The following is a 17,136-nucleotide window of genomic DNA, read 5'->3' on the forward strand; positions in this document are numbered from 1 at the left end:
GAGTACGACGGCGACTGCGGCGCGGGCCGACGGGAGACATGGGCGTCCTCCACAGACAGTGTTCCTTCCCGAATGGACGGTAGATTCTTGTGCCCCAGCGAATTCCGCTGGCGCGCATCTGAACCCAGCTATTGGCATCAACGCATCGCGACGACACTGCCACACCCGCGGGACCACCAGAATCGGCCAGACATACCGGTGAGTAGCGATTCAGACCGCAGCCGAACCAGCAAGTTGCCTGTCCCCAACGCTGTCGCGGTTCTCTCTCGATCAGCACCAGTACCTACCCATGGAAGCAGGCGCGTACAACCCGAAAGAAGTTGATGAACGCCTCTCTACCCGCTCGTCATCGGGGGCGCTCGAGCAACTGGGCGAGTTCGTTGCGACTGTTGACTCCGGCCCGTTGACACGCTCGCAAGAGGTGGCCCTCCACGGTGCGGACCGACATGACCAGCTCTCGGGCTATTTGCTGATTGGACATGCCGACGGCGACCAGAGCGATGATTTCGCGCTGCCGGGCCGTGAGGGGAGCCGGACCGTGCAACGCGCGGAGGGCGGGCGTGGCCGCACTGGTCACCGAGGCTGATCGTCGAGCAGCGGCTGCAGTGGTCAGGGCTGCACCTCGAAACGCTTGCGCCCGGAACAGTTGCGAGGCCTGCGCGGCAGCATCCGCAGCAGCAATACGATCGCCGAACTCGTCATAGCGACGGGCAGCTTCCTTCAAGCCCTGAGAGTCGCCCCGCTCGAGGGCCTCGGCGTGATCGGCAGCTACCGTCACTCGCGGTCCTTCGACGAGTGCACGGAGTTCGGTGAGCCGTGAGGTCTGGTGTCTGTCGCCGAACTGGACCGCGGTTTGGCGACAGACGACCTCGTGAGCGAGGAATTGTTGCCGCCGTGCCATGTCCGCGGCATCGACAGCGAGTGCGATGGCACGGCTGGTGACACCGGTTGCGGCGGCCACCCACGCCCGTGCCAACAGGTGATGGTTACGTGGGCGCAAGGCCTCGGCAGCGGGCCCCGGAGGTCGATATTCACTGAGCAGAGACGATGCCGAGGTGGCGTCTCCCTGCATGGAGACGGCGATGATCTGCTGGAGTAGCGCAGCAGTGGGTATCCAGGTGGATTCGGAAGGCAACCTCACCGCGAGTGCTTCCTGTCCTTTGCGGACCGCGGCCGCCAGGTCGCCCCGGGCGGTTGCGACCATCGACTCCAGGAGTGACCAATAGGAATAGGCCAGCGGGAAATCCAGCGGCTCGCGCGTCAGTCGCGCGACGAGCTCGTCGGCCTGGGCGAGATAGCCGGCGGTGCAGAGTCCCATCAGGTGGAAGCAGCCGTTCAGGAAATGCAAGGTTGCAGTCTTATCCGAAGTACGGCACAGCTCGTACGCATGTTCGGCTGCCCTCGTCATCTCGGTGTAGGCACCCAGCATCGCAGTCCCACCGGTGACGGCGACCGCGGCCAGGACCTCGAATCCTTTGTCCATCGGCGCTGTTGTGCCCAGTGCTTTGCGACCTGATTCGAGCGCCGCGACCGGGTCTGTGTGGAACGCCGCGGTGAAAGCAACCGAAGCGTCGTACAGGCAGGTCAATCCCGCAGCGGTTGCATCGTGCTCGATGGCGGAGAACTGTCCGCTCTCACGTCGGCCTGCCAAGGTGGCTTCGGCAACCATGCGGGCCAGCGCAAGGGGCACGTGTACACGTGGCGGCAGCGGCCTGCGTTCGAGCGCAGTGGCGACCTCGACCGCTTCCTGGAACTGCTGCGTCTCGATCAGTCCGCTGACGTGGACAAGGTCCGCGCGGAAACCACCACCGGCGGCGACGGCGTGGCGGGCAAGCCGCTCGGCAGTGACCGGGTCGGACAATCGCAACGCGGCGTGGGCGGCCTCGATAAGCACGGCTGGATCGGCAGTGAGGTCGGACTCGCACATCAGCACCGCGCGTCGGACCTTTTCGACTGGCCCACAGTCGTCGTTCCGGATTTGCAGCTCCTGCACAACACTGCCCCGCAGCGCCCGCAGCCGTGCCGGCAAGCTCGCTGCTCGCCGCACTTCACCCAGCAACGGATGGACCAGTCTGACCGATGCCGCGCTGCTGCCGCGGTCGATGGTGATCAACCCGGCCGCGATCGCGGTTTCGACCGCCTGTGGATCACACACCGCGGTCAGCACGTCGATCTCGATCGGATCGACGACGGACAACACGTCCAGCACGCCCAAAACCATCTGTGGTTGGCGCGCGATACTGGCAGCGACGAGTTCGGCCAAGGGCGGCGAAACGGACGGCCTTCCGTCCCACACCCAGACCCCGTGACGGCAGGTAAGCAGGCCGCTCGCCAGCTCGCCTTCGACGAGATACCGAAGGTGGAGCACGTTTCCGCGGGTAAACCGCCACATTCTGGCAGCAGTCGAGGACTCGACCCGACCGCCCAAGGCTTGGGTCAGCAGATCGGTGGTCTCGAGCTGCGAGAGCGGCTGAAGGTCCAGACGTAGCAGCAACTGGTCCTTCCACAGCCCCGACAACGCGTCCGGGGCGAGTTCACCATGGCGAAGCGTCAGCAGCACCGACGCCTTTGCTGATCGAACGATCTGGTGCACCACCAATGCCGATTGCTCGTCGAGCAGGTTGGCATCATCGATGACCAGCAGACCGGGTCCTACCGCTGTCATCGTGGTCAGGGCCTCGACCATTGCCTGGACCCGGCGCAACGGATCGGTGCCGAAGTTTTCGCTGACCTCGGCAAACGCGCCAAGCGGCACCGACTGGGCTGACCGGGTAGCAACAAAGAACCTGCACGGTCGGCCTTCGGAACGCCACCGCGACGCGATCTCGGTGGCCAGTCTGGTCTTCCCGACACCGGCAGAACCCGCCACGACACAGCCGGGTGTGTTCGGAGCGGTGGCTTCCCACAGCTTGGCGATTTCCTCGGCTCGCCCGGTCAGTGACCACCCCGCCACCATCATTTCAGGGTAGTCAGTCCCGGCAGGCTTCGGAAACTGTTCGGGCCCCGGCAAAACCTCACCCACCATCTCGATCACGGATCACAGCCAGCTTCCGCGCGGCCATATCGAGCACCGAGTCCACCGCATTGATGTCGACTCCCAGCACCTCAGCGATGACCTCGTCGGTGATTCCCGCCTCGTATAGCCGCAATGCCTCGGCGTAGGGGAATGGAAGCCTGTCCATGGCCCACCGATGGCGCTCGTCTTCAGTCATGTCCGCGACGACCTTTCCGCCGTGACCAGCCGCAAATGGCAGGCTCCAGTTGTTCCGGAGGCGATACTTCTCGTTGCTGCTGTCCGATCTCCTCTCGACTGTCCCTCAATCGGAAGTCACAGTGTCGAGTAGGCGGCTACTCGTGTTTGGGTGATCCGATCAGACTGGCCGCGCACGGCGGACCAGACGTGAACGTTCCCAGCAGTCATCACCGTCAACTTGGCACCGGTCCGGGTGAGTGATCAGGAGTTCATGAAACCGTGGCGCGGGTGAATAGAGCCGTGTGTCGCCCCTCCCGTGGAGTGCAAGGCGTTGCTTGGATATCCGTGCGCGCGCATAAGGCCCTGCGCATCCGCCGAAGCCACCAATTCTCCTGCGCGCGTGAATATCTGAATCCGAGAATACATGCGGCCCGCGCCCGCGAAAGGACTCTCGCAGCGCAACAGCAGCCAGTCGTGCACGGTGAACGGCCGATGGAAGGTGACGGTCTGGGTGAGCATGGCCGACTTCCCCCGACCACCGCGCTGCACGATCTCGGACTGCGGGTACGGGCGCAGGGCGACCGGGCCCAGAAAGCCTTCACTGCCATGGGCTAACAGCGCCCGCGAGACCACAGGCAGATCGGGAGCCTTGTCGCAGCGCATCCACACATCCAGCGATGGTGGGCCCGCGAGGTCGAGCGCCAGCGCGTCCGCCCCACCGGGCGTCCGGACCTCCCACGGCAACAGGGCACACGGCAGGTCGGCGCAGTCCTCCGGACCCGGCACCTCGGGCGGCAGTGCGGCATGGTGTGCGAGGAAGTCCGGTTCGTCGACACTAAGCATCGCCAGCACCCGCGCGTGCTCGCGCCCGTCCTGCCGGAACGACACCTGCACGGTGGCCAGCGCCCGCCCCGACTGGACGACCTCGACGTCCACCTCGACCTCACGATCGGCGTCCCCACCGCGCGGGAACACACCGTGCAGCGACTGCACCGTCATGTGTGGCACCATGCGCTCGGCCGCCACGACCGCCTGCGCCAGCGTCTGACTGCCCAACGTAGTCGGCAACGTCGAAGTCACGTTCCTCGCCCGAAATCGTCCGGGCGCGACCTCGGCGAGATCAAGCACTTCCAGAAGGTCGGCCAGGTCGACGACCGGCCAATTATCAGTTCCACCAGCCATCGCGGAATGCTCGCACACACCCCGACCTCCAGGGAAGCCAAGCTGAGCGGTGAATGGGACACTTTCCCCGGCGGCGATCTGTAGCGCGGTGGTCAGGGTCATGGTGCCCATCAGGAGTCCCCTTCCGTTCGACGCTGGTCGAGCGCGATCTCGATGTGAGCGACGTCGACAGCCGTCGCACCGCTGTCGCGGGCGAAGCGCTCGGCAACCCCGAGGAGGCGCTGCAGCGCGGGCGTGAAGAGCGCGTCGACTCCGACCACGTCGAGCGCTAACGGGCCAGGCGCCGTCAGTACTGCGACCGCGGCCAGCGCGCCCGCTATGTCGGAGTACAGGTCGTGGCCGGGGTGCGGCCCGACAGCGAATGCGGATCCGAGGTGTCCGGTCTCGTCGACGGGGTGCCAGCTGTTGAGCCAGCCGACGACCCGGGGTCGGTCGGCCCGGACGACATCGCGCATCGCGTCGACGACTGCCAACCGTGCCGCCGGGACGGTGCCCGGCTCGTGCTCAGTACCCGACACGACGATCCAGCCTCATGGATCACCGTGGGTGACGCTGACAGCGCCAACGTCCAACAACGGGGCAGGGAAGAGAAATTCGGGCACGGTATCGAATCCCGCTGCCGTCTGGCCCTGATGCATTACCGGGCATTACAAGCAACGCCGGGCATCGAGCTGCGGACCCACGAAACGACGCTCTACAACAGCATCTTCCGCGCCGACGACGAAATGTATGTCAATGCCCACGTGTGGGGCGTGAACGCCTACGGTGCGCCCGTCTGGCACCTGCGCCGTACCCTCGACGGTGGCCTGTTCGACACCTACACCGACAGTTTCGACGCGGTCTGGCAAACTGGCCGACCGGTGAAAGGCTGAGCCGATGGCGCGCACCGAGTTCTACGACGACCCCGCCGCACCAGAGCCGAACAGTCTTGTCGTCGCGGCGTCTGCCGTCGTGTGCGACGACAACGGCCGCATCCTGCTTCAGCGGCGCGCCGACAGCGGCCTGTGGGCACTACCCGGGGGCGGCATGGAGATGACCGACAGCCTCCCAGGCTGCGCGGTGCGCGAGGTCAAAGAAGAAACTGGCCTCGACATCGAGATCACCGGGCTCGTCGGTACTTACACCGATCCACGCCACGTGATCGCCTACAGCGATGGCGAGGTCCGACGCCAGTTCAACGTATGCTTCCTAGCCCGTGTCACCGGCGGCGACCTCGCCATCTCCGACGAGTCCACCGAACTACGGTTCGTGCCCCCTGCCGAACTGGACAGCCTCGACATGCACCACACGCAGCGACTCAGGCTGACTCACTACATGGAGGGGCGACGCACGCCATATCTGGGCTGAAGATTCACGTGCGGGTGTGGTCCCCGCCTGTCTTGAAGGCCGAGCCGGGGCGCTGCGGTCCAGCCGGGTTCGCCGACATGTTTCGGTCAGCGCTGTGTGATCCAGTTCAGACGTCGGTGGCGACGTCGCGCAGGTGCTCCGCACCGACGCCGAACGGGCAGAGACGCTCGCGGCGGCCAAGGGAGCGCTCCGGCCCGGCGGCGAGGCAGTCACCTCGGTCTCGACCCTGCGGTTCGACGAGATCCTGGACGCGCCGGACCGGCCGGCCTCGAATGGGGTCTTCGTGGCCGGCCGGTCCTGACGCGGGGTCAGGAAATGCCGCGGAAGAAGGTGCGGATGTCGTCCGCGAGCAGCTCCGTCACCTCCATTGCCGGGAAGTGGCCGCCCTCGGTGAACTCGCTCCAGTGGCCGATCGCCTTCCACGGGTCCAGCGCGCGGCGCATGAGCGGGTGGGTGTCGAACACGGCCCATCCGGACGGCACGCTGGAGGCCATGTCCCAGTCGAATCCGGAGTGCTCGCCCTCGTAGTAGAACTGCGCGCTGGATGCGCCGCTGCGAGTGAACCAGTACAGGCTGATGTTGGTGAGGAGCTGGTCGCGGTCGACCGACTCGTCCGGCGTCCGGTAGTCGCCGCCCGCCCTGGTCTTGAACTTCTCGGCGATCCACGCGAGCTGACCGACCGGCGAGTCGGTGAGCGCAGCGCCGATCGTGTCGGGACGGTGGTTCTGCATCTCGAGATACCCGCGCTCGGCCGCGTCCTCGGTGCGCACTGCCTCGATCTGGGCGATCTCGTCATCGGACAGACCGTCAGGGTAAGGGAACTTGTCGCCGACCAACCCGAGCCACTTGGGGTCGGCGCCGGTGTGCGTGCCGATGACGCGCTCCGGGTAACGCGCCGCGAGGAGCCCGGTGATGCCCGAGCCGATGTCGGAGCCGTGGGCCGCGAACCTCTCGTAGCCCAGCCGCGTCATGATCTCGGCGTAGGACTCCGTCGTCCGTGCCAGCTCCCAGCCGGTCCCCGACAACGGGGTCGAGAACCCGAAGCCGGGCAGCGACGGGATGACCACGTGGAACTCGTCGGTCAGCAGCGGGATGAGACGCTGGTACTCGACGAACGAGCCCGGCCAGCCGTGGTTGAGGATCAGCGGGGTGGCCTCCGGGTTCGCCGATCGCGCGTGAACGATGTGGAACGTCTGGCCGTCGACGACCGTCGTGAGCTGTTCGTACTCGTTGAGTTTCGCCTCCTGCGCACGCCAGTCGAACCCGTCGCGCCAGTACTCGGCGAGCTCCTTCAGGTATGCGAGCGGGATGCCCCGGCTGAAGTCGGTGCGATCGTCTCGGCCCGGCACTGGCATCGGCCAGCGCGTGTGTGTCAGCCGGTGGCGAAGGTCGTCGACGTCGGCCTGCGGGATGTCGATGCGGAAGGGTGTGAGTGCGTTGTTGTTGTTCATGACACCCACATTCCCGGGTAATGCGGCAGGATAGCTTCCGCAATTGCTGAAATGATCGAGAACATGTTGGAGACCTCGGCCCGCCTGCTCGAGCTGCTGTCGTTGCTCCAGCTCAAGCGGGACTGGACGAGCTCCGAGCTCGCCGGCCGGCTCGATGTGAGCACGCGGACGGTGCGCGCCGATATCGGCAAGCTGCGGTCGCTCGGCTATCCCGTGGACGCGCGGCCCGGCGTCGCTGGCGGGTACCGACTGGTCGCGGGGACGGCGATGCCGCCACTGCTGCTCGACGACGACGAGGCCGTCGCCGTCGCGGTCGGACTGGGTGTGGTCGCGACCCAAAGGCTCGGAGTCGAAGAGACATCGCTGACCGCGCTCGCGAAGCTGGAGCAAGTGCTGCCCTCGCGCCTGCGTCGGCGCGTCGAGGCGGTACGCGAGGCGACGAGCGTCGTTCCAGGGGCGGAGCCGCCGCTTGACCTCTCGGTTCTCGGCGCGGTCGCTGCCGCGATCCGCGGCCACGAACGGCTCCGGTTCGGATACACGAAGCCCGGGGGCAGTGCAGGAGCCCGCCACACCGAACCGCAACGGCTGGTTAGCTGGGGGCCGCTCTGGTACCTGCTCGCGTGGGATCTCGACCGTGACGCCTGGCGGGTCTTTCGTGTCGACCGCATGGTTGCGCAAGCACCGACGGGTGCGCGGTTCCAGCCGCGTGTGATCCCTGCGGACGATGTCGTCGAGTATGTCGTCGGACGCGTCAGCAAGGCAGCCTGGACCTACCGCGCGCGGGTACTCGTGCATGCTCCCGCCGCCGAGGTCGCCGCGAAGATCCGGATCCCGGTCGATATCGAGGTGGTCGACGAGTCCACGTGCCATGTCGAGCTGGGTTCCAACGATCCGGACCGGCTCGCGCTGTGGCTGACACAGCTCGACGTCGACATCGAGGTGATCGACGGAGACGAGCTCGCGGTGGCCTTCGATCGCCTCGCGACGCGGTTCCGCCGCGCGGCGGGTGGCGCATCCACGACGTGAATCTCGGCCGTCGGACATTCGCCGATGTCGTCGAGGACAACGCGGGGTGGCTCCACGCAATCGAGCAGGTGGCCGGGCGATCGGCCAGGTGAGGTATCCGGAGCGCACGCGCCGATATGGCATCATCAAATAGAACGAGTTCTAGAAATGTCCGAGGAGGTCTTCGTGGGAGCTGCGCGACCAGTGCGGACGGGGCCTTTCGTCGTGCCCGCCGTCGACGAGATTCCCGGTGGACGGATGCTCGAGCTTCCGGGGCGTGGCCAGACCTATGTCGTGGACATCCCGGGACCAGTCGGCGCACCCGTGCTGATACTGCTGCACGGCACCGCCTGCACGGCGGCCCTGAACTGGTTTCCGGCACTGGAGACCCTCAGCGCGCGGTATCGCGTGGTGCTGTTCGATCAGCGCTGGCACGGGCGCGGGATCCAATCGGCGCGGTTCCGGCTCGACGACTGTGCCGACGATGTGGTCGCGGTCGCCGACGCGCTCGGCCTGGATCGCTTTGTCTGCGTTGGCTATTCCCTCGGCGGCATCGTCTCTTTGCTCACCGCCCACCGGCATCCGGACCGGGTCGCCGGGCTGGTGCTGTGCGCGACTCCGTATCGCTTCCAGGAGAAGCGGCGTGAGCGGGCGTTCCATCGCGGTTTCGCCACCGTCGCCGAGGCGATGGGCGACTATCCGTATCGGCGGGCCAGGCGGCTGACGCGCGGCCTGCCGGAACTGCCGCCCGCCCTGGTGCCGGGTCAGCTACGGCGGTGGGCGGTAGGCGAATTCCGCAGTACGAGCGGATGGGCGCTGGCGCCCGTGCTGGCCGAGATCGGGACGTTCGACGCTACCGCGTGGCTGCCGGAGCTGCGGGTGCCGACCGCGGTGGTCATCACGACCAAGGACCGGGCGATCCCGGTGTACCGGCAGATCGAACTCGCGGCCGCGGTTCCCGGGTCGAGCGTTCATCCGGTCGCGGCGGGTCATGCGGCGTGTGCTGTCGCGCCGGACCGGTTCGTGCCGGCGCTGGCCGACGCGTGCCGGGCGGTGGCCGCGCGGCTGTAGTCGACGACCCTGTTCGACGCCGATGGCGAACAGGGCGGACTTTCGAAAGTGGGCGATCAGCCCCGAGCGCGTGCCGCGGTCAGCAGTTCGTCGATCACGGCGGGCACCGCATCGGCCAGCGCGTCGACATCGGGAACCAGGTCACGGCAGGCGATGAACCCGAAATCCAGGTCACCGCAGTTCGACAGCACGGTGACGGTGAGCCCGGCGCCATGGAAGACCGGACCGAACGGGTACATGCCGTCCACCCGGACACCGAGGAAGTACAGCGGCATCGGCGGACCGGGCACATTCGAGACCACCAGGTTGTGCACCACCGGGTGCCGTTCGGCCAGCTTCAGCGACGAATAGACGCGGGAGGCGAGACGAAAGGTGTTGGGCGGGGCATACTTCGACCAATCCTGGAGGAAGTCGGCGCCGATCAGATCATGTTCGGCCTTGGCGTCGCGGTTGGCGACGGCCAGCGCCTCCAGCCGCTCGACCGGATCGGCAATATCGGTACCGAGGCGGCAGAACAGGGTCGAGACCTTGTTGATTCCCTCTGCGTGCCGGGTGGATTCGTGCACAGAAACCGGCACCGAGGCGACCAGGGAGCGATCGGGCAGCTCGCCCCGATCCGCCAGGTAGCGGCGCAGCACGCCGCCGACCACGGTCAGCACGACATCGTTCACCTTCACCCCGAACGCGGCCTTGATCTCCTTGATCACGCCCAGGTCCGTCTTGGTGAACGAGACCGACCGCGTCCCGGTGACGGCCTGATTGAACGGCGTGCGTGGCGCGGAGAACGGAAGCGCCATCCCCGCTTGATTGTTCCGCCGCCGTTGCGCGAAACCCGCGACCATGCCGAGGGTTTTGGGAACCATGCCGAGCATCCCGGCCCTGGCGGGAAACCGGACCGCGGCACGCGCGATGAGCTCGAGATCGCCGGGCACCGGTTCCGGTTGCCACGGTTCGGGTTCCGGGCGACCGAGCCCCGGCTCCAGATCGCACAGGTGCATCATCATGTTCGTGCCGGTGATGCCGTCGACGGCCGAATGGTGGTACTTGCAGACAACCGCCACCTTGCCGTCGTCGAGCCCCTCCACCACCGACATCTCCCACAGCGGCCGGCTCTGATCCATCGGCCGGCTCGCGATGTCACCGATCAGCGCGGCCAGACCGGCTTGACCGCCCGGCTCCGGCAGGTCGACGCGCCGGATGTGGTTGTCGATGTCGAAGTCGGTGTCGTCGACCCAGAGCGGATGGTCGAGGTTGAATGGCACCGGGTGAACCCGGCGGCGCATATGCGGGATGAGAGGCAATCGCCTGCGCAGTTCGTCGCGGAGATTCGCGAACGAGTACGGCCCGTCGGCCGGGTCGAGAATCAGCAGTGCACAGACGTGTAGATGCTGGGTATCGGTCTCCAGATAGAGGAAACTGGCATCCAATCCAGTGAGTCGTTCCATAGCCGAACCCTACTAGAACGCGTTCTAATTTTTCCGGATTGCCGGGCCGAAGTAGACGACTCTCACACATGCCGGCGGCGATCAGCTGATCACCGTCCACCACCGCTACAGCGGCAGTCCTTGCTCGAGCAGATCGACCGCCTCGAGCACCGAGGCGAATGCCTGGTCGTCGCGGGGATCCACGGTGCTGTTGGCGATATGGAACATGACCCCACCCGCCGCCGCGATGAACACCCGGAGCCGGAGACTGTCCGGTGCGACGCCGAGATAGCCGGCGAAGAACTCGTTGGCTTCGGAGATCGCCCGATCGGATTCGATCTGATACGCCATCCGCAAGGCCGGTTCGGCGTGGATCAGTTTCATCCGCTCGGGGCTGGATGCCCACGGATTCTCGAGGGCGAGCCGATAGAGCTCATGGATTATCGCGCGGAGCAGATCGAAATGATCGAGCCCCTGGGGCAGCGCGGCGATCGCGGCTTCCCGTTCCTCGGCGAGGTCGTCGTTGATGACGACCTGCTCCTTCGAGGTGAAGTAGCGGAAGAACGTGGTGTGGGAGACGTCGGCCTCTTTCGCGATCTGCTCGACAGTGGTGGCTGTATAGCCCTGCTGCTCGAACAGGCGCATCGCGGCCTCCCGGATCGCGGTGCGGGTGCGCATCTTCTGCTTCTCGCGCAACCCGACCCGACGCCCCGGGCTCTCGCCCGGGGCAATCGCGTTCGTCATCTCGGCTCCTTCATCGGCTGTGCCGGGTCAACTCCTCGCTTCGACGAGTTCGGCAGCGACGGGAGCGCCGGTGTCCGCGGGTACGCCGCGGTCGCGGACGGCTCCACCTTCGATGTCGAAGTTCGGCACGAGCTTATCGAGCCACTTCGGCAGACCCCAGGCGCGGTCGCCGAGGATCGCGATGACGGCAGGCACCACCATCATGCGAATGATGAAGGCATCGAAGAACACCGCGATCGCCAGCGCGAAGCCCAGCATCTTCATCATGGTGTCGGGAGCGAGCATGAACGCAGCGAAGACGCTGACCATGATGATCGCGGCCGAGGTCACCACCCGCGCCCCGTGCCGGTAACCCGAAATGATGGCGTCCTTTGCCGTCATGCCGTGGATGTACTCCTCCCGCATGCGGGTCATCAGGAACACCTGATAGTCCATCGCGAGCCCGAAAACCACGCCGATGAGGAAGATCGGCAGGAACGACACAATCGGCTGGGTCTGTTCGATGAGGCCGAAAGCGCCCTCCTGGAAGATCGCGACCGTGGCACCGAAGGTGGCCAGCACCGAGAAGATGAAGCCGAGGGTGCCGACCAGGGGAACCCAGATCGATCGGAACACCCCGATCATGATCAGGAACGCCAGCCCGACGACGACGATCAGGTACGGCAGCAACGCTCGATCGAGTTTGGCCGACAGGTCCGACATGATCGCGGTCTGGCCGCCGACATGCAGTTGCGCGCCGGCAGTCTCGGCGACAGGGGCGTAGTCGCGAATCCGCTCCATGAGATCGTGGGTCGCTTCGTCCGCGGGAGCGCTGGTCGGGATCACCATGATCAACGCGGTGTCCGAGACCTGCGACGGCTGCGCGGCCTTGTTGCCGGTCCACATCAGGGTGTCGGCGTTGGCGACATCGGGCAGGGTCTTGATGTGGGCCACGCTCGCCTCGGCCGCCGCGCTCACGTCGCCGTCGTCACTGTGCACCATGACCAGCAAGGGGCCGTTGATGCCCTGCCCGAATCCGCGCTGCAGCAACGTCATCGCGCGCGTTTCGTCCGGGGTGCTCGTCGTCAACGCCAGCTCGAGCTTGCTCATCGGCAGTGCCACCAGCGTGAGGATCGCAAGGCCCGCGATGATGAACGGCACCGGTCGGCGCACCACCATCCGCCCGAACTTCACCCCGTTGGTGTCGGCGGTCCCGGATTGCTCCGCGTGCTTGATCCAGGGCACGCGCGGCAGGAACGCGAAGCGCCCCACCGCACCGAGAATCGCCGGAATCAGCGTCAACGCGGCGAACACCGCGATCGCCACCGCGACCGCGGCGCCGATACCCATCTGCGAGATCAACGGGATACCGATCACCGTCAACGCGACCACCGCGATGATCACTGTCAGCCCGGCGAAGACCACCGCTGAACCGGCGGTACCGACCGCACGCCCTGCAGCCTCGGCGCGTTCGCCGCCACGCGACAGCTCACTGCGGTACCTGGACACGATGAACAACGCGTAGTCGATGGATACCGCGATGCCCAGCATCGTCACGATGCCGGTCGCGCTCTCGTTGACGCTGATGAACTCCGCGCTCAACGTGACGAGCAGGATCGTGATCAGCACCCCGACCACGGCGGTCACCAGCGGGATGAACGCGGCGATCAGCGCTCCGAAAGCCACGATCATGACGACGAAGGCGAGCGCGAAGCCGATCATCTCGGCCTTGCCTGGCGGCTCCATCACCTGCATCAGCGAACCGGTGGCCTCCACCTGGAGCCCGTCGCCGTTGTGCTGGGCGAGAATGTCCTGAAGGTGGTGTTTCTGGTCCACCTTCAGGTCCATGATCTCGGTGTTCTGGCGAACCTGGATCAGCCCGACCTTGCCGTCGTCGCCCACGACCGACGCTGCCATCACGGGATCGGCCTGTGCCACCAGCGCCGGATCGACCACGGTCGCCGGATCGGTCAGATCCGGCAGTGTTCGCAGATCCGCCACCAGCGCGTCGATCTGCGCCGTGTGGTTGGCGATGCCGTCCTCAGCCGCGATCAGGACGCTCGTCGAGGCACGCATCTGCTGCTGCATGACCTCCGGGAAATACTTCTCCACCTGAGTCGTCGCCGTACCCGAATCGGTTCCCGGCAGGTCGAAATCCTTGGCGAACTTCGGATTCAGCGCACCGACCAACCCGGCCACCGCGATCGCGGCGATCACCCAGGCGGCGATCACCCGCCACTTGTGCCGGAACGAGAACCGGCCGAGCCGGTACAGCCATGACGCCATCGCAAATCCTCCGATTCTCGGTCGTCGCGTCGACGACCCCGCGCGAGGTAAGTGTTATCCACTAACAACTGTTAGTCACTAACACAATAGCGGCCCCGTGCGGAGGGCAAGCTATGACGACAGTCACCTGGCCGCCCCGCATGCTGTCCGGAGAAACACTGCTGGGCGCCTGTCCGCGCCTGCGGATCCTGGCGACCAGCCGCGAAGCGCTCGATGTCAGCGAGCTCGAGGTCGACCCACCCGGCACCGACCCCTTCGGCGCAACAACCACCATCATCCGCAACGGCCTCGGACGCCAGGTTCAAATCACCGACCCGCACGGGCGCGTCATCGCTGATCGTTTTCGAGGCCGCCCGTGACTTCACAGCCGGACCGCAACCGACAACAATGGGGCGATGTCTGTGGATGAGGGCACTAGGCAGCCGCCGGCATTGCGGGTGCTGCTGTCGCAGCGCCGCTCTGCTGTCGCTCAGCAGATACAACAGAGCGTGCGAACTGCGAGCGAGGCCGCAGGCTTACCTGAGCAGTATGTCAAGGCCGAGTACGCGCCCACGATCAGCACATGCGCGCGGGTGCTTCTCGACGCAATGAGCACGGAGCGATCGCTCGGTCGCACCGACATCGCGCGGGCGATAGCACCACTGGCCGAGCGTCACGCCGAGCACCGGCTCCCCCTGTCGGCTCTGCTGGAACTGGTGCACGCAACGGCGCGGGCAGCGGTGTCAGGGGCAACCGCCCTGGCCACCACGCCCGAGCAGAGGTCCGAGCTCGCCGACATCGAGCAGCGACTGCTCGAGGTGACCGGGCATATCGTCATCATCGCGGCCGAGTCCTATTCTGTGGTCGAGCGGGAGACGTTCGGGCGCGACCGGGGTGCGCGACGGGAGTTGCTGGCCGCGTTGCTGTCAGGTTCCCCGGCACAAGGCCATGCGGCGAAGGCCGGGATCTCGCTGGCAGGCTCCTACACCGTGCTCGCGATCGACCTGGACGCCACTGCTGCCCCCGATGTCCCCGAACTCGTTGCCCGGCGCCGCGAACAGGTCATCGCCCGCGGTCTCGACGACCTCTCCACCTCGACCGTCCTGTTCCAGTTCGACGGCAGCACAGGGATCGCGTTGCTCGCCGACACCGCGATCGCCCCGGATCGGTTTGATCAGCTCGCCGAGAGGCTGCGCTCGACACTGGATGCCAGACCCTATCTCGGACTCCTGCCTGGCGTGGCTCTCGAGGAGATCCCTTCCGCCGTCGCCGATGCCCGCGAACTCGCCTTGTTCGCCCGGCTCAGGGGCCGCCCGCCCGCTTGCTACCGTCTCGACGATCTCCTGCTCGAGCTTCAGATCACCCGGCCCGGCCGGGCCAAACAACGCCTGATCGAGCTACTGGAGCCCGTGGCCGGACACCCGCACCTGATCGCCGCCCTGCAGGCGCACCTGCAGCACGGCGCCGACCGGCAAGCAGCCGCACGGGAATTGTTCGTGCATCCGAACACCTTCACCTACCGGCTCAACCGGATCACCGAACTCACCGGTCTGGACCCGACGCAGCCCCGCGAAGGCCGAACCCTGGCAGCGGCACTGACCATCCGCATCCTCGAAGGCCCCACGGCCGGTCAGAATCTTGCCAGGCCGAACGACGATGTCACCGCCGCGGACACCATCGAAGACGGCTCGTGACACATCAGTCCCCCGCATGTGCGACAAGCGAACAAGGAGACTGCCGCACACAGTGCAGCCACTTCCACTCGATCAGTGAATCATGCTGCGGCACAGTCGATCAGGGAGATGCCCAGCTCCCCTCGTCAGCCGCGACCACCCGACTGCGCCACTCGACCAGGCGGTTCGACGCCACTTTCCCTATGCCTCTTCGGTGCCGCGATAATTCCAAGAATACGGCGGCAAGTTGAACAATTAAATTTCACAGTGCACGGGATGAGTCCTCGCGAAGTATCTTCTGTCTGCTCGCAGTGCCGCGAGCAGATCGGAGTCATTTTCATGCACAACACATCGATCGTGCGTCGTGTCGCGACGGCCGCAATCACCCTGGCCGCGACCGCTATCGCTTCAATTGGCATCGCCACGCCACAGGCCGCTGCGGCCGCAGAGCGGGATCCGATTCTTTTCGTCCACGGCTGGCAGGGATCGGCGTCGAACTGGGATTACATGCGAGGCCGGTTCCTGGCGGCGGGATACTCCATCGACGAGCTGGCACGATTCAGCTACGACACCTCCCAATCGAACGAGAACATCGCGCTGGAGGTGAAAACGCAAGTCGATGCACTGCGCGCGAAAACCGGTGCCGCCAAAGTCGACATCATCACCCACTCGATGGGTGGCCTCAATAGCCGCTGGTACCTGAAGAAGCTCGACGGCCTGAGTTTCGTCGACGACTGGGTCTCCATCGGCGGCCCCAATCACGGCACCGAAGTTGCCGACGGATGCTATGACGACTCGTGCGTGGAGATGCGGCCCGGCTCGGCATTCCTGGCCGAACTCAACAGCGGCGACGAAACCCCGGGACAGGTGAACTACGGCACCTGGTGGTCACCGTGCGACGAAATCATCAACCCCGATACGAGCACCATTCTCAGCGGTGCCACCAACACCCAGACGCTGTGCATCGGCCATATCTCGCTGCTGTCGTCGGCGACGGTTTTCGAGGGCGTCCGCAACTTCGTGAAGTAGCGGTCGGGTCAGAGCCCGGCCCCATCTCGCATCAGTGCGGCGGGGCCGGGCTCTCGCGAACCAGCTTCGACGAAGTCGACAGTCCCCCAGGCGATTCCGCCGGACTCACCGACGCACATTCGCCTGCTCGACGGGCTGTCGAGGCGCAATGCGACCTGTCCAGGCTACTTCGTCGTGGCGCCGGCCAGCCAGCTGATTCCGGGCCAGGACTTGGGCAATCTGATCAAGCCACCCAGTGCCAGCAACACCAGATCCTCATAACCCTCACGCATCTCCGCGAGGTGATCCCAGGCCCGGTGCCGCTGGACGGCATCCTCCATATGATGCAGGGCCCAATGCGCGCACGCCGAGGCTTCCGCGACCCGCGCGATCACCCCACCCACCGAATCGGTTCCCCGAGGCGTCCCGGCCCGCGGCCGGGGCAACTGCGCGGCGATCCACGCATCGATCTCGTGGACAACCCCCGCGACTTGCCGGCGAATCGTCTCGGCCGACGGATCACCGAGCCACGCTCGATACAACGAACCCAGCGTTCCCGCCCACTGCGCCAGCGGGCAATCACTGTCGGCGGATCCACTGACCGCACGCAGCAGATCCTGCGGTGACAGAAACGGACCGTACTGGGGAGGTATCCGTAAACCGGGATTGTGCACCATCGTCGGAGTCACCACGCGAGTTCGTTCGGCGACAACCCGGCCATGCTCACTTTTCGAGCCGCGAGATTCAGAATTGTGTCAACATGCACGATGATCTCCTGAACAGGCACCTCAGAA

General features: G+C 65.9%; 17 protein-coding genes. 8 read left to right on the top strand and 9 right to left on the bottom strand.

Going from position 1 to position 17,136, the window contains the following annotated elements; translation table 11 throughout:
• Nucleotides 1-346 precede the first annotated feature (346 nt).
• The 4 genes from ACFWF2_RS00555 to ACFWF2_RS00570 all read right to left on the bottom strand — a co-directional run bounded on the left by ACFWF2_RS00555 (nt 347) and on the right by ACFWF2_RS00570 (nt 4,893).
• Entirely contained in the window at nt 347-3,025 is a 2,679-nt protein-coding gene (locus tag ACFWF2_RS00555) for a LuxR C-terminal-related transcriptional regulator (RefSeq protein WP_379303313.1), read from the bottom strand.
• Nucleotides 3,015-3,212: a hypothetical protein gene (locus tag ACFWF2_RS00560; RefSeq protein WP_379303088.1), complete on the bottom strand. Its 198-nt coding sequence runs from the start codon at nt 3,210-3,212 to the stop codon at nt 3,015-3,017. Before ACFWF2_RS00560 ends, ACFWF2_RS00555 begins: the two co-directional genes overlap by 11 nt.
• Before the next feature lie 242 nt (nt 3,213-3,454).
• Nucleotides 3,455-4,486, bottom strand: coding sequence for an acyl-CoA thioesterase (locus ACFWF2_RS00565; RefSeq protein ID WP_379303090.1), 1,032 nt, complete (start codon nt 4,484-4,486; stop codon nt 3,455-3,457).
• Nucleotides 4,486-4,893 (bottom strand): hypothetical protein, encoded by a 408-nt coding sequence (locus ACFWF2_RS00570; protein WP_379303092.1) that lies wholly within the window; start codon nt 4,891-4,893, stop codon nt 4,486-4,488. Before ACFWF2_RS00570 ends, ACFWF2_RS00565 begins: the two co-directional genes overlap by 1 nt.
• Nucleotides 4,894-4,917: 24 nt before the next feature.
• Between ACFWF2_RS00570 and ACFWF2_RS00575 the strand changes: the two genes are divergently transcribed.
• The 3 genes from ACFWF2_RS00575 (at nt 4,918) to ACFWF2_RS00585 (ending at nt 6,023) form a co-directional block, all read left to right on the top strand.
• Nucleotides 4,918-5,247, top strand: a complete 330-nt coding sequence (locus tag ACFWF2_RS00575; RefSeq protein WP_379303094.1) for a hypothetical protein — start codon at nt 4,918-4,920, stop codon at nt 5,245-5,247.
• 4 nt (nt 5,248-5,251) lie between these two features.
• Complete coding sequence (locus tag ACFWF2_RS00580) at nt 5,252-5,722, top strand: NUDIX hydrolase (RefSeq protein WP_379303096.1); 471 nt, start codon at nt 5,252-5,254, stop codon at nt 5,720-5,722.
• Nucleotides 5,723-5,855: 133 nt separating this feature from the next.
• Nucleotides 5,856-6,023: a hypothetical protein gene (locus ACFWF2_RS00585; protein WP_379303098.1), complete on the top strand. Its 168-nt coding sequence runs from the start codon at nt 5,856-5,858 to the stop codon at nt 6,021-6,023.
• A gap of 7 nt (nt 6,024-6,030) precedes the next feature.
• On the opposite strand, the gene ACFWF2_RS00590 is transcribed toward ACFWF2_RS00585, so the two are convergent.
• A complete protein-coding gene (locus ACFWF2_RS00590) occupies nt 6,031-7,173 on the bottom strand; it encodes an epoxide hydrolase family protein (protein ID WP_379303100.1) in 1,143 nt (380 codons plus the stop codon).
• A gap of 63 nt (nt 7,174-7,236) precedes the next feature.
• Here ACFWF2_RS00590 and ACFWF2_RS00595 point away from each other — a divergent pair, with 63 nt between their 5' ends.
• Both ACFWF2_RS00595 and ACFWF2_RS00600 read left to right on the top strand, forming a co-directional pair.
• Complete coding sequence (locus ACFWF2_RS00595; RefSeq protein ID WP_379303315.1) at nt 7,237-8,199, top strand: helix-turn-helix transcriptional regulator; 963 nt, start codon at nt 7,237-7,239, stop codon at nt 8,197-8,199.
• Nucleotides 8,200-8,364: 165 nt separating this feature from the next.
• Complete coding sequence (locus ACFWF2_RS00600; protein WP_379303102.1) at nt 8,365-9,249, top strand: alpha/beta fold hydrolase; 885 nt, start codon at nt 8,365-8,367, stop codon at nt 9,247-9,249.
• Between the two features lie 56 nt (nt 9,250-9,305).
• On the opposite strand, the gene ACFWF2_RS00605 is transcribed toward ACFWF2_RS00600, so the two are convergent.
• From ACFWF2_RS00605 to ACFWF2_RS00615, 3 genes are all read right to left on the bottom strand, one after another.
• Entirely contained in the window at nt 9,306-10,694 is a 1,389-nt protein-coding gene (locus ACFWF2_RS00605) for a wax ester/triacylglycerol synthase family O-acyltransferase (RefSeq protein ID WP_379303104.1), read from the bottom strand.
• Nucleotides 10,695-10,799: 105 nt separating this feature from the next.
• Entirely contained in the window at nt 10,800-11,417 is a 618-nt protein-coding gene (locus ACFWF2_RS00610; RefSeq protein WP_379303106.1) for a TetR/AcrR family transcriptional regulator, read from the bottom strand.
• A 27-nt stretch (nt 11,418-11,444) separates the two neighbouring features.
• Entirely contained in the window at nt 11,445-13,682 is a 2,238-nt protein-coding gene (locus ACFWF2_RS00615) for an MMPL family transporter (protein ID WP_379303108.1), read from the bottom strand.
• Nucleotides 13,683-13,795: 113 nt separating this feature from the next.
• On the opposite strand from ACFWF2_RS00615, the gene ACFWF2_RS00620 reads away from it, so the two are divergent.
• The 3 genes from ACFWF2_RS00620 (at nt 13,796) to ACFWF2_RS00630 (ending at nt 16,363) form a co-directional block, all read left to right on the top strand.
• On the top strand, nt 13,796-14,041 hold the full coding sequence (locus tag ACFWF2_RS00620; protein WP_379303110.1) for a hypothetical protein: 246 nt from the start codon (nt 13,796-13,798) through the stop codon (nt 14,039-14,041).
• A gap of 228 nt (nt 14,042-14,269) precedes the next feature.
• Entirely contained in the window at nt 14,270-15,355 is a 1,086-nt protein-coding gene (locus tag ACFWF2_RS00625; RefSeq protein ID WP_379303112.1) for a PucR family transcriptional regulator, read from the top strand.
• Nucleotides 15,356-15,610: 255 nt separating this feature from the next.
• Complete coding sequence (locus ACFWF2_RS00630) at nt 15,611-16,363, top strand: esterase/lipase family protein (RefSeq protein ID WP_379303114.1); 753 nt, start codon at nt 15,611-15,613, stop codon at nt 16,361-16,363.
• A 164-nt stretch (nt 16,364-16,527) separates the two neighbouring features.
• Here ACFWF2_RS00630 and ACFWF2_RS00635 read toward each other — a convergent pair whose 3' ends face one another.
• Nucleotides 16,528-17,034, bottom strand: coding sequence for a hypothetical protein (locus ACFWF2_RS00635; RefSeq protein ID WP_379303116.1), 507 nt, complete (start codon nt 17,032-17,034; stop codon nt 16,528-16,530).
• Nucleotides 17,035-17,136 lie beyond the last annotated feature (102 nt).

The sequence above is a fragment of the Nocardia sp. NPDC060259 genome, from assembly GCF_042728775.1.
Classification (GTDB): Bacteria; Actinomycetota; Actinomycetes; order Mycobacteriales; family Mycobacteriaceae; genus Nocardia.

Excerpts from the sequence above, each read along its gene's own strand:
- ACFWF2_RS00555 (WP_379303313.1), bottom strand. The coding sequence starts at position 3,025 with ATGGTGGGTGAGGTTTTGCCGGGGCCCGAACAGTTTCCGAAGCCTGCC.
- ACFWF2_RS00560 (WP_379303088.1), bottom strand. The coding sequence starts at position 3,212 with ATGACTGAAGACGAGCGCCATCGGTGGGCCATGGACAGGCTTCCATTC.
- ACFWF2_RS00565 (WP_379303090.1), bottom strand. The coding sequence starts at position 4,486 with ATGGGCACCATGACCCTGACCACCGCGCTACAGATCGCCGCCGGGGAA.
- ACFWF2_RS00580 (WP_379303096.1), top strand. The coding sequence starts at position 5,252 with ATGGCGCGCACCGAGTTCTACGACGACCCCGCCGCACCAGAGCCGAAC.
- ACFWF2_RS00590 (WP_379303100.1), bottom strand. The coding sequence starts at position 7,173 with ATGAACAACAACAACGCACTCACACCCTTCCGCATCGACATCCCGCAG.
- ACFWF2_RS00595 (WP_379303315.1), top strand. The coding sequence starts at position 7,237 with ATGTTGGAGACCTCGGCCCGCCTGCTCGAGCTGCTGTCGTTGCTCCAG.
- ACFWF2_RS00605 (WP_379303104.1), bottom strand. The coding sequence starts at position 10,694 with ATGGAACGACTCACTGGATTGGATGCCAGTTTCCTCTATCTGGAGACC.
- ACFWF2_RS00610 (WP_379303106.1), bottom strand. The coding sequence starts at position 11,417 with ATGACGAACGCGATTGCCCCGGGCGAGAGCCCGGGGCGTCGGGTCGGG.
- ACFWF2_RS00615 (WP_379303108.1), bottom strand. The coding sequence starts at position 13,682 with ATGGCGTCATGGCTGTACCGGCTCGGCCGGTTCTCGTTCCGGCACAAG.
- ACFWF2_RS00620 (WP_379303110.1), top strand. The coding sequence starts at position 13,796 with ATGACGACAGTCACCTGGCCGCCCCGCATGCTGTCCGGAGAAACACTG.
- ACFWF2_RS00625 (WP_379303112.1), top strand. The coding sequence starts at position 14,270 with ATGAGCACGGAGCGATCGCTCGGTCGCACCGACATCGCGCGGGCGATA.
- ACFWF2_RS00630 (WP_379303114.1), top strand. The coding sequence starts at position 15,611 with ATGAGTCCTCGCGAAGTATCTTCTGTCTGCTCGCAGTGCCGCGAGCAG.